A 10075-nucleotide genomic window follows, 5' to 3' on the forward strand; every position below is an offset into this window, starting at 1 on the left:
CGCCGTCGCTGCGACGTCCTGTTCGCCATGCTCCGCGACAAGATCCCCTACCAGCCAAGGCCCGCTGCTGCTTGACAAAACCCATAGGGACACCCCCCCCCAGCGGGGGACGGCGCCCCGGCCTGAGCCCCGCCCGTGGCGCCAGCTCCGGACACCACGGGCGGGAGTCGCTCAGCGCGCCGTCGCGTACATCGCGCAACCGATCAGCTCGAGCGACACCTGGAGCCGCTCCAGGCTGATGTTCTTGGCGATGGTGTCCGCCGGCGTGTGGTACGGCGGCTCCAGCAGCGCCGGGCTCTCCTCACCCCGCCAGGAGAAGTTCGCGCTGGCGATGCCGACCTCCTGGAAGGACTGGTGGTCGCTGGAACCGCGCAGCGTCACCGGCGAGATCCGCGAGTCGTAGCCGAGCCGGGCGGCGGCGGCCGACACCTCGTCGGTCGCCCGGTTGGCCTGGCCGGTGAAGGAGAGCAGCCAGTACCGGGTCGCCGGGTCCCAGCTGGTGGCGACCATGTCGTTCTGGTAGACGGCGAGGAACCGGTCCCGCTCGGCCTGCGGCAGCTGGGCGACGTGGTACCGGGAGCCGATCAGGCCCTGCTCCTCCGACCCCCACAGGGCGAACCGGACGGTGGCGTTCACCGGGATCGCCCGCAGCACGCGCGCCAGTTCGAGGCAGAGCACGGTGCCGGAGCCGTCGTCGTTGGCGCCGGGAGCGCCGATCACCGAGTCGTAGTGGGCGCTGACCATGACCACCGGCCCGTCGGCGCCGGCCTGCCCGACCCGCTCCCCGATCACGTTGTGCGAGGTCAGGCCGCGGTGCGCGGAGGTCTCCACGGTGAGGGTGAACCGGCCGGCGGCGAGCATCTCGCGCAGCCGCTGCTTCTGCACCTGGGCCACCCCGACGACCGGGATCGGCACCGGCGAGCTGGCCGAGCCGGGCAGGGTCGGCGAGAACGCCGACGCGCTGCGCGGGTAGACCAGGTCGGCCGGCAGGAAGACGACGGCGGCGGCACCGCGGGCCACCGCGGTGGCCACCAACTGCTCGCGCTGCGACGCCACGTAGTTGATCAGCACGATGCGCCCGGTGACGTCCGCCGGGTAGTCCGCCGCGGCGCCCGCGCCGACGTCCACCACGTCGCCGCTGACGCTGGTGTCCAGTGCGGCGTGTGGCGAGGCCCCGACCTGCCAGCACAGGTCGGTGGGGAGGCCGGTCGGCGAGCTGAGCTGGGCGAGGAACTTGTCCGCGACGGCGAACGGCTGCAACTGGGTGTCGTATCCCAGGTGGTCAAGCTGCCGGGCGATGTAGTCGGCGGCGCGGCGCTCGGAGGCCGTACCCCCGATGCGTGGACCGATGTCCTCGCTGAGCACCCGCAGGTGCGACAGGGCACGCTCGGCCGAGACCTGCGCGATGACCTTCCGGTCGTCCGGGGTGAGGTCCGGCGGCCGGACGGCACCGGGCCGCTGGTCGGTGGCCGCCCAGGCCGGCGCGGGCAGGGCGACGGTGGCGGCGCCGCCGAGGGCGACGGTGAGCATCCGCCGGCGGGTCACCGCGGCACGCGACGACTCGGCCGAGGGCGTAGCGGGGTGTCCGCTGTGGTTCGTGGCCAAGGGGTTCTCCTCCTGATCCAGGGGTCGAGCCCGGTACGACCGATGGGTGACCGGGCTCACAGGCCCCCGACGCTATCCCGTACGCCGCCCCAGGCCAAGATCCAAATCGGACGGCTGCCCTGGTCACGCCCCGAATTGACCGTTCAGTCAGGGCGAGTCCGGCCTGCCCGGGTGTTGACCGCCGCCCCGGTGTCGCGGCGAGTTCGCGGGCGGCTGGTGCCTGCCGCACAATGCGGATGAGCCTGATGACTCTGAGGAATATTGATGACCGAGAGGTATCAGGCTCATCGGCGGGTTGTCGGAGCTGGCCGACGTGGGCTCCCACCCGGTTGCGGGTGGGAGCCGCCGCGCCGCGACCCACCGCCCGGCTCGTCGGCGGTTCGGTCGCGGTGTTCGGTGGCCGGCGCGGCGGCAGCCGTGGCGAGCGGCACAGCGGGGGCGCCGGCGGGGGCGCCCGGGGTGCCGGTGGCCGCGCGGCGGCGGCGCAGCTCGACCGGGAGCACCAGCAGGGTCACCACCAGGCCGACGGCGCCCGTCACGGCGAAACCCCAGAACGGCGCCGAGGCGTCGATCACCGCCCCGGCCAGCGGGGCGCCCAGCGCGATCCCGACGGTGACCGCCGAGCCGTGCAGTCCGATGGCGACGCCACGCACCCCGGCCGGCGCGAGCCGGCTGACCGCGTCGGAGGTGGCGGCGAGGGTCGGGGCGCAGAGCACGCCGGCCGGGATCAGGGCCAGGCAGAGCAGCCACCAGTGGCCGCCGCCGAAGCCGACCGGGATGGTGCACAGGCTCAGCGCGGCGGCCAGCGCGAGCGGCGAGACCGGCCGGCTGACCGCCCCGTACGCGAAGCCGCCCAGCAGCGACGCGACCGCCCAGATGGCGAGCACGGAGCCCGTCCAACCCACCTCGCCGCCGGCGCGCAGCACGGCGACCACCGCGACGTCCGTGCCGCCGAGGACCAGCGTGGCGGCGGCGCTGACCGCCAGCACGGCCAGCAGCCGGGGAGTCAGCCACTCGCGCCGGGGCACCCGGGGCAGCGGCCCGGTCGCCTCGCCGGCGCTGCGGGTGGGCGGGTTGAGCACCAGCAGGGCGAGGCCGGAGGCGACCATGCCCGCGCCCACCACCCAGAGCGTGCCGCGCGGGGAGACGGTGGTGGCCAGCGCCACGGCGAGCGCCGGGCCGACCATGAACGACAGCTCCACCGACATCGAGTCCAGCGCGTACGCCGGGCGGCGCTGGCTCTCCGGCACCAGTGCGGCGATCGACTGCCGGATCACCGAGAAGGCCGGCAGCGCCAGCAGCCCGGCGAGGAACGCCGCGGGCAGCAGCAGCGGATAGCTCAGCACCGGGGCGGCGGCCCAGAAGACCGCCTCGGCGGCGGTGGTCAGGACGAGCACCGGCCGCAGGCCGCGCCGGTCGATGAGCCGGCCGAGCAGCGGGGCGCCCAGCGCCGACCCGATGGTCAGCGCCGCGCCGATCAGCCCGGCGGCCCCGTAGCCACGGCCCAGGTCGAGCACCACGAAGAAGGTCAGCGCGACCCCGGACATGGCGAACGGGGTGCGGGCGGCCACCGACGCCAGCAGCAACGGTCGCAACCCGGGCAGGGCGAGCGCCCGCCGGTAAGGCGTCAAGTTCATCGTGGTCCGTACCTCCGGCCGTCATCCTCGGCCCGGGGTACGACATCGGCAAGCTGTTTGCCGCCTCAAGCGGCCCTGATCACAGGCTCCCCGACCATGGTGACCCCGGCCCCGTCCAGCGCCCGCAGCGCCACGTCGAGGGTGGCCGGGGCGACCGCCGCGGTCAGCTCCAGCAGCACGGTGGTGGCGAAGCCCTCCCGGGCGGCGTCCAGGGCGGTGGCCCGTACGCAGTGGTCGGTGGCGATGCCGACCACGTCCACCCGGTCGACGTCGCGCCGGCGCAGCCACTCGGCCAGGCCCAGGCCGTCCCCGGCGTGCCCCTCGAAGCCGGAGTACGCCGCCGCGTGCTCGCCCTTGTGGAAGATCGCCTCCACCCGGCCGGTCTCCAGCCGCGGGTGGAACTCGGAGCCGGTGGTGCCGACCACGCAGTGCCGTGGCCAGGAGTCGATGAAGTCCGGCGGGTCGCCGAAGTGCGCCCCCGGGTCCACGTGGTAGTCCTTGGTCGCCACCACGTGGTCCCAGCGGTCCGGCTCGGCGGCGAGCAGCCGGGAGATCCCGGCCGCCACGTCGGCGCCGCCGGCCACCCCGAGGGAGCCGCCCTCGCAGAAGTCGTTCTGCACGTCGACGATGATCAGTGCGTTGGCCATCGGGGCGTCCCCTTCTCAGCTGCCTGGAACCACGGTGACCGGGACGGCGGGGTCTCCGCCGGACAGCTTCAACCCCTCCCACGGGATGGAGATCAGGCACTGCCGCAGGTGCTCCCGGGACCCGGCCAGCGACGGCAGCTCCACCGGCTCGCCCTCGACGACGAACGAGCGCTGGAGCAGCCGGTCGTTGGGCATCCGGTCCGGCACCCCCTGCGGGACGATCACCTCCTCGGTGGCGGTCCCGGTGGGCTTGTGCCGGCGGACGGCCACCTTGCGGCCGCCGATGGTCGCCTTCTGCTCGGAGCGCTTGACCACCGGGCGCCCCTCCACCTCGACCAGCTTGTAGACCAGGCCGGCGGTCGGCGCGCCGGAGCCGGTGACCACGGCGGTGCCCGCGCCGTACATGTCCACCGGCTCGGCGGCCAGCGAGGCGATGGCGTACTCGTCCAGGTCACCCGAGACGATGATCTTGGTCTCGGTGGCGCCGAGCGAGTCGAGCAGCTCGCGGGACTGCTGGGCGATCACCGCCAGGTCGCCGGAGTCGATCCGGACCGCCCGCAGTTCCGGCCCGGCCACCTCGATCGCGTTGCGGATGCCCTGGCTGATGTCGTACGTGTCGACCAGCAGCGTGGTGTCCTTGCCCAACGTGGCGACCTGGGAGGCGAACGCGGTCTTCTCGTCGTCGTGCAGCAGGGTGAACGCGTGCGCGGCCGTGCCGGCGGTGGGGATGCCGTACCGCGCCCCGGCGGCGAGGTTGGAGGTGAACTGGAACCCGGCCAGGTACGCCGACCGGGCGGCGGCCACCGCGGCCTCCTCGTGCGCCCGCCGCGAGCCCATCTCGATCAGCACCCGGCCGCGGGCCGCGGTGACCATCCGGGCGGCCGCGGCGGCCACCGCGCAGTCGTGGTTGAGCACCGACAGCACCAGCGTCTCCAGCACCACGCACTCGGCGAAGCCGCCGGAGACGGTGAGGATCGGGGAGCCGGGGAAGAAGAGCTCGCCCTCGGCGTACCCCTCCACGTCGCCGGTGAATCGGTAGTCGGTCAGCCACTCGGCGCCCGCGTCGTCGACCACCCCGGTGCGGCGCAGGAAGTCGACCTCGGCCGCGTCGAACCGGAACTCCCGGATCAGCTCGACCAGCCGCCCGGTGCCGGCGACCACGCCGTACCGGCGGCCGGCCGGCAGCCGCCGGCTGAACACCTCGAACACGCAGCGGCGGTCGGCGGTGCCGTCGCGCAGGGCGGCGCTGACCATGGTCAGCTCGTAGTGGTCGGTCAGCAGCGCGGGGCGAAGGGTGCTCACCCGTCCCAGCCTAGGGTTCACTCCGAGGCAGTGCCGGTCCGGCCCGGGATCGACCGCAGGGCGGCGCCCAGTTCGGCCCGCCCGCTCACCCCGAGCTTGCTGTACACCCGTTGCAGGTGGTTCTCCACCGTGCGGCTGGACAGATAGAGCCGCTCGGCGATGACCCGGCTGGTCACCCCCTCGGCGGCGAGCCCGGCGATCTCCCGTTCCCGGCTGGTCAGGGTGGGCCGGACCAGCCGCAGCGCCGGAGTGTCGAGGTGGTCGGCGGCGCTGAGCAGGGCGGCCAGCCGCTGGTGGGCCACCCCGGCCGCGCCGGACCGGTCGCGCCGCAGCCGGTGCAGGGCCATCGCGGTGGCCTCCGCCGCGTACACCGGGAGCCCCAGGTCGGTGAAGCAGTCGGCGACCGTGAGCAGTCCGTCGGCGGAGCCCTCCACGGCGGCCCGGGCCTGCCGGGCCAGCAGCGGCGCGAGCGGCCCGTCGACCGACTCGGAGAGCTCGGCCAGGCGTTGCGCGACCGTACGCCGGCTGCCGTCGGTGCAGGTCGGCCCGACGAGCGTCGTGCCCAGCTCGTACCGGACCAGGTCGTGCAGGACGAGCGCCTCGTGACCGGCGAGGCCGTCCGCGCGCAGCCGGTCGGCCAGCCCGGCGAGCTGCCGGGTGGCGGCGGCCAGGTCGCCGGCGGCCGCGAGGGCCGCCCCGCGGGCCTGCTCCAGCCAGGGGTAGAGCACCGCCATGCCGGGGGCGTGGAGCCGGTCGACCTCGGCCACCGCCTCGGCGGCGTGCGTCGCGTCGCCGCGCAGCGCCGCGGCCTGGGCCCGCTCGGCCTGGCCGAGGCTCGCGTAGACCCGGCTGGTCGCCAGCACCGCGCACGCACCCAGGCTGATCTTGAGGGCGTCCCCGCTCTGCCCGCGCAGCCGCGCCGCGTACGCCCGCAGGATGGCCAGGTAGCCGGTGCCGAGCCGGAAGTCACCCGCCCCGGCGAGGTCGGCGAACTCGTCGGCGACGATGGCGTCGATGCCGGCCAGGTCGCCGGCGAGGGTGAGCTGGGTGCCCCGGGCCAGCTCCATCGCCAACTGCAGGTACGGCATGTCGGTGCGCCAGGCCGGCGCCTCCGCGGCCACCCGCGCCACCGCCTCCGCGCTGCGCCGGAAGTGGCCCTGGGCGGCCTGCAGGTGCGCCACCGTGCAGCGGGCCAGCTCCCGGGCCGACGCGCTGGCCGCCGGCCGGTCCAGCACGCCCCGGCCGAGCCGCAGCGCGGCGTCCGTGTCGAGCCGGTGCAGCCGCATGATCGCCTCGAACGCCCGTACCCGGGCGACGTCGGCCGGATCGGTCAGCTCGTCCGCCCCCCGGGCGATCTCCTCCACCGTGGACTCCTGACTGAGCCCCCAGTAGGTGACCATGCCGCGCGCGGTGAGCCAGCGGGCCCGCCGCCCGTCGCACGGGATCTCGTCGGCGACCGCGTCGAGCACCCCGAGCGCCTCGGTGGGCCGGTCGCCGAACATCAGGATGGTGGCGAGCAGCTCGGCGGCGTCGTAGCCGCCGTCGGCCTGCAGCGCGGCCCGGGCGAGCCGGGTCGCCAGCGGTACGTCGTACCGGGTGAACGCCTGCACCGCCGCGTCCAGCAGCAGCGCCGGATCCTGCGCGGTGCCCGAGTCCAGCCGCCAGACGGCCACCCGGAGCAGGTCGTCGCGGCGCCGCTTGCCGGCCTTTTCCAGCAGGTCGGCCAGCCGGGCCTGCAACCTGCGGGTGCGGCTGACCGGGCAGCGGCGGCGCAGCACCTCGCCGTAGAGCGGGTGGGCCAGCCGCACGTTCACCCGTCGGTCCTGCTGGATCACGCTGATCAGGCCGCGTTCCTCGGCGGTCTCCACATCGGTCGGTTCGACCGCCTCGTTGAGCAGTTGCAGGCCCAGCGGCTCACCGAAGGCGACCAGCTCGACCACGGTGCGGACGCCGGAGCTGAGCTGGCCGACCCGGGTGTCGATCAGCTCGGTGAGGTTGGGCGCCAGCTCCAACCGGCCGGTCCAGGTCCACACCCCGTACGTCCGGTGCAGCTCGCCGCCCGCGGCGGCCAACACCAGCTCGCGCAGCAGCAGCGGGTTGCCGCCGGAGAAGCGCCACAGCCGCTCGGCGGAACCGTCGTCGACCGGGCCGTCCAGGATCTCCGCGAGCAGCTCGGCGGTCTCCGGCCGGCCGAGCGGGCTCAGCTCGGCGAGATCGACCAGGTCGTCGGTCCAGAGCGCGCGGATCGGCAGCGGCAACTGCTCCCCGTCGCGCAGCGTGCCGACCACCGTGGTGTTCTCGGTGCGAGCGACCAGGTGGACCAGGGCCGCCGACGGCGGGTCGAGCAGGTGGGCGTCGTCGATCGCGAGCACGATCGGCCGGCCGGCCGCCTGCTCCCGCAGCGCCTGCACCGCCCAGCGCAGCAGCCCGGCGGGGGAGAGCCCCTGCGGCTGCTCGGCCGGCAGCACCTGCACCAGACCGCCGAAGGGCAGCGCCACGGTGGTGGCGTTGGCCGCGACGAACGAGATCGCGTACCGGTCGGTGGGCAGGGCCGCCACGCCCTCCCGGAGCAGCCGGCTCTTGCCGATGCCCGCGCTGCCGCTGAAGAAGATGCCGCGCCGCCCGATGTCGGTGATCGCCGACAACAGACGGCCTAGTTCATCCGTTCGGCCGACGAAGCTCCACCGACTCATCGAAGCAGCATATCGACGCGAATCGGGCTGCGCGTAGACCGTCACGCAGTGAAGTTGAGTAATCTGAGGATTGCCGGTGAGTAGCGGAGGTATTCGTCACGAAGTCACTGCGCTCCGTAGGCTTCCGTCATCCGGGGCTCGCCACCGGACATGTCGACGCGACCGGGCTCGCGACCGGTCGCCCCCCGCACCCGGAGGGCACCGGATGAAGCCACGTCCTCTCTCCTCGGCCGGCCGCCCGGACGTCGCCTCCGACGACGGGGACCGGTCGACGGACCTGCCCCGCTGCGGGCCGCTCCCGGCGCGGCTCGGGGCGGCCACGCCCGGGTCCGAGGAGCCGCTCGCCGTGGTCGCCGCCGGCCCGGCCGGCGCCGGCCGGGCCGAGGTGCTGGCCGCCCTGCTCGGCCAGCCCTCCGGCATGCTCGCGGTGACCCCCGGCGCCTGCCTGGTGGTCCGGCACGCGCCGCAGGCCACCCGCGCGGCGTACGTGCCGGGCTACCGCCAGCCACTCGGGTACGGCGCGGACCAGCTGGCCGCCGGTCCGGCGCTGGCCCGGCCGCCGCGCCGGGTCGAGCTGAGCCTGCCGGTGCCGCTGCTGCGGCACTTCACGCTGGTGGACACCCCGGACTCGGGCACGCTCGGCATGGCCGGCGGCCGGCTGCTGCTGGAGGCGGCGGGGCGGGCCGGCGCGCTGCTCTTCGTGATCGCCGCCGACCAGGCGTTCACCGCCGCCGAGCTCGATCTGCTGGCCGAGCTCGGCTCGTCCCCCGTCGAGGTCTTCTTCGTGGTCACTCCCGGGGTGGCCGGCTGGGAGCCGGGGCCGGGCGGTGCGGCGACGGGGGACACGGGGGCATCCGTCCCGTCGCCCGTCCGGTCCGGCATCCCGGACGGCGCGGTCGCGCTCAGCGCGGCGGCGCACCGGGCCGCCCTGCTGGCCGCGGTGCCCACGCTGGCCCGGGCGCGTTGGTTCCCGGCCCGGAGCCCGGTGCTGCCCGAGCTCCAGCGGGCGCTGGTCGGCTGGTCCGTCGACGAGGGGCTGCGCCGGGCCAGCGCCGAGCCGCCGGTGCCGCCGGGCGCGCACGAACGGGTGGCTGTGGCGCCCGCGGCGGCCCGCGGTGACTGGGCCGACCGGCTGGAGCGGCAGGCCCGCGCCGGCGCCCAGCGGATCCGCCAGGATCTCGCCCTGGAGCTGGCGAAGATCCACCTCAGGGTGGTCCAGGAGATCGTCTTCGGGGTGGGCTCCGCCGGCCTGCCGCAGCTGCTGGACCGCGAGATGGAAGCGCTGTCCGCGCTGGCCACCACGCAGTGCGACCAGGCGGTGCGGACGCTGCTGCACGACGCCGCGACCCGGGTCCTCGGGGCGCCTCCGGGCGAGGGGGTGCGCCGGCGCATCGCCGCCGCCGTGCACTGGGGGCTGGTCGACCACTCGGCCGGCCGGGAACTCGACCGCGTGCTGCTGGTCACCAGCACGGCCGGGGTGGCCGAGCTGACCGGCGCCGGGGCGATCGACGCGCTGGCCGGCTATCCGGGCGCCGAACGCACCGAGGTGCTGCCGCCGTTGGCGGTCGCCCTCTCCGGCGGCTGCTGGCAGCACTGGCGCAGCCCCGGAAACGACGATCCGGCCGGGGCCCGGTCCTGGGCGCAGCGGGCGTTGCGCGAGGTGGAGCTGGAACTGACCCGTGAGGTGTCCCGGCGGTTCGAGGTGATCCGTCTCTCGATCTCCACGGTGCTCACCGATGCGGTCGACCACGGCATCCTGCTCGCCTGAGCGCGGCGGGCGTGGCGAGACCGGCGTGGCGGCAGTGACTCTGCGGCACGCCGATCCCGGCCGTCCCGGCGTTCCGGTTCATCGGTTCGCCGATTCCGGTGGCACGATGGGGGGCATGGCGGCTCCGCAGGTTGCACCGGTCGAGACGCCGGCCACCGAAGAGGTGCCGGTCTCGGACCGGCCGTGGGTGACGATCGTGTGGGACGACCCGGTCAACCTGATGACCTACGTGACCTGGGTCTTCCAGAAGTGTTTCGGCTACAGCCGGGAGAAGGCCGAGCGGCTCATGTTGGACGTGCACCACAAGGGCAAGGCGGTGGTGTCCAGCGGCGCCCGGGAGCGGATGGAACACGACGCGTCGCAGCTGCACGCGTACGGACTGTGGGCGACGGTGGATCGTTCGTGAGCGTGAGGAGTGAGCCG

The 10075-nt window shown here is 74.9% G+C and carries 7 protein-coding genes; 2 read left to right on the forward strand and 5 right to left on the reverse strand.

What is annotated here, in order from left to right:
- Positions 1-171: 171 nt before the first annotated feature.
- The 5 genes from AB0H57_RS15115 to AB0H57_RS15135 all read right to left on the reverse strand — a co-directional run bounded on the left by AB0H57_RS15115 (position 172) and on the right by AB0H57_RS15135 (position 7884).
- Complete coding sequence (locus AB0H57_RS15115) at positions 172-1605, reverse strand: M28 family peptidase (protein ID WP_357506620.1); 1434 nt, start codon at positions 1603-1605, stop codon at positions 172-174.
- 284 nt (positions 1606-1889) lie between these two features.
- Positions 1890-3242 (reverse strand): MFS transporter, encoded by a 1353-nt coding sequence (locus tag AB0H57_RS15120; protein ID WP_357506622.1) that lies wholly within the window; start codon positions 3240-3242, stop codon positions 1890-1892.
- 65 nt (positions 3243-3307) lie between these two features.
- Positions 3308-3889, reverse strand: a complete 582-nt coding sequence (locus AB0H57_RS15125) for an isochorismatase family protein (RefSeq protein ID WP_357506624.1) — start codon at positions 3887-3889, stop codon at positions 3308-3310.
- Positions 3890-3904: 15 nt separating this feature from the next.
- Complete coding sequence (locus AB0H57_RS15130; protein ID WP_357506626.1) at positions 3905-5191, reverse strand: nicotinate phosphoribosyltransferase; 1287 nt, start codon at positions 5189-5191, stop codon at positions 3905-3907.
- Positions 5192-5208: 17 nt separating this feature from the next.
- The gene (locus AB0H57_RS15135; RefSeq protein WP_357506628.1) at positions 5209-7884 is read right to left on the reverse strand and encodes a LuxR C-terminal-related transcriptional regulator; all 2676 of its coding nucleotides are present in this window, start codon (positions 7882-7884) and stop codon (positions 5209-5211) included.
- Between the two features lie 205 nt (positions 7885-8089).
- On the opposite strand from AB0H57_RS15135, the gene AB0H57_RS15140 reads away from it, so the two are divergent.
- The gene (locus tag AB0H57_RS15140) at positions 8090-9652 is read left to right on the forward strand and encodes a hypothetical protein (RefSeq protein WP_357506630.1); all 1563 of its coding nucleotides are present in this window, start codon (positions 8090-8092) and stop codon (positions 9650-9652) included.
- A 115-nt stretch (positions 9653-9767) separates the two neighbouring features.
- Positions 9768-10058 carry an ATP-dependent Clp protease adapter ClpS gene (gene clpS, locus AB0H57_RS15145; RefSeq protein ID WP_222954694.1) on the forward strand — a complete coding sequence of 97 codons (291 nt, stop codon included), beginning with the start codon at positions 9768-9770 and terminating at the stop codon, positions 10056-10058.
- Positions 10059-10075 lie beyond the last annotated feature (17 nt).

It is taken from the genome of Micromonospora sp. NPDC050686 (assembly GCF_040654475.1).
Lineage (GTDB): Bacteria > Actinomycetota > Actinomycetes > Mycobacteriales > Micromonosporaceae > Micromonospora.

Bases quoted from the DNA above. Each gene is read 5' to 3' on its own strand.
- AB0H57_RS15120 (WP_357506622.1), bottom strand. From the start codon at position 3,242: ATGAACTTGACGCCTTACCGGCGGGCGCTCGCCCTGCCCGGGTTGCGA.
- AB0H57_RS15135 (WP_357506628.1), bottom strand. From the start codon at position 7,884: ATGAGTCGGTGGAGCTTCGTCGGCCGAACGGATGAACTAGGCCGTCTG.
- AB0H57_RS15125 (WP_357506624.1), bottom strand. From the start codon at position 3,889: ATGGCCAACGCACTGATCATCGTCGACGTGCAGAACGACTTCTGCGAG.
- clpS (WP_222954694.1), top strand. From the start codon at position 9,768: ATGGCGGCTCCGCAGGTTGCACCGGTCGAGACGCCGGCCACCGAAGAG.
- AB0H57_RS15140 (WP_357506630.1), top strand. From the start codon at position 8,090: ATGAAGCCACGTCCTCTCTCCTCGGCCGGCCGCCCGGACGTCGCCTCC.